At 68.6% G+C, this 1164-nt stretch carries 1 protein-coding gene; it reads left to right on the plus strand.

The features are described from left to right. The first annotated feature begins 201 nt into the window (after positions 1–201). Positions 202–1140 (plus strand): IS110 family transposase, encoded by a 939-nt coding sequence (locus ACFW16_RS36135; protein WP_380313936.1) that lies wholly within the window; start codon positions 202–204, stop codon positions 1138–1140. Positions 1141–1164: the final 24 nt, after the last annotated feature.

Raw genomic sequence — 1164 nt, forward strand, 5'->3', positions numbered from 1 at the left:
GCCCTTGTATCTGGAGTGCAGCCCTCGCTGAGGTAGAAGAGAGGGCAGGACAGGGGCCGGTGGCCACCGGCCCCTGTCCTTGGCGGTTGGCGCCCGACAGCCCTCAGGCCACAACCGTGGGTGAGCCCTGGGACCACCGCCATTGTCGCGTACGACCGAACAGTCGCTTGGCTTACGCCCGCACGCACAAGGCAGGTTACCGTGACGCAGATCATTTGTGGAGTGGACGTCTCCGGCGAGACGTTGGATGCCCGGATCGGCCATGATGGCCGGCCCGAGCACTTTGCCCGGACCGTCGACGGGATCGCGGCGCTCGCCGCCTTCTGCCGGCAGCACGGGGTCGAGCTGATGGTGATGGAGGCCACCGGCGGATACGAGAAGCTGCCCTTCGCCCTGCTGTGGGAGGCCGGGCTGCCCTGCGCCATCGTCAATCCCCGGGCGGTGCGCGACTTTGCCAAGGCGATGGGGCAGCTGGAGAAGACCGACCGCCTCGATGCCGGCATCATCGCCTGGTATGCCGAGGTCAAGGGCATCGTCGCCCAGGCGCCGGCCAGTCCGGCCCAGCAGCAGCTGCAGGCCCTGGTCACCCGCCTGCGCCAGCTCACCGCGGCCCACACCGCCCAGAAGAACCAGCGCCGCCTGGTCGGCGAGCCCGCCGTCCTGGCCTTGTTCGACGAGCTCATCGTCGTGCTCAGGCGCCAGATGCGCCAGATCGAGCGGGTCATCGCCGGCCTGCTCGCCAGCGATCCGCTGTGGCAGGCCCTCGACCAGGCCTTCCGCGAGATCAAGGGCGTCGCCGACCGCAGCGTCGCCCGCCTCATGGCCGAACTGCCCGAGATCGGCACCCTCTCCAACAAGGCCGTCGCCAAGCTGGTCGGCGTCGCTCCGATCGCCAACGACACCGGCAAACGCAAGGGACGACGCCCGGTCCGCGGCGGCCGCGCTCCGACCCGCGCCCTTCTCTTCACCATCGCCGAAATCGTCCGGCGGCATGTTCCCGACTTCGCCGACTTCCACCAAAAGTTGAGCCAGGCCGGAAAGGCCAAGAAAGTCATCCGCGTCGCTCTCGCACGCAAACTCCTCGTCCGACTCAACGCCAAGGCCCGCGATGTCCGCCAACAACTCGCACTGGCTGCTTGACAGGCCAGACAGTCGCTCACCCGG

The organism is Inquilinus sp. NPDC058860 (genome assembly GCF_042743185.1).
Classification (GTDB): Bacteria; Pseudomonadota; Alphaproteobacteria; order DSM-16000; family Inquilinaceae; genus Inquilinus.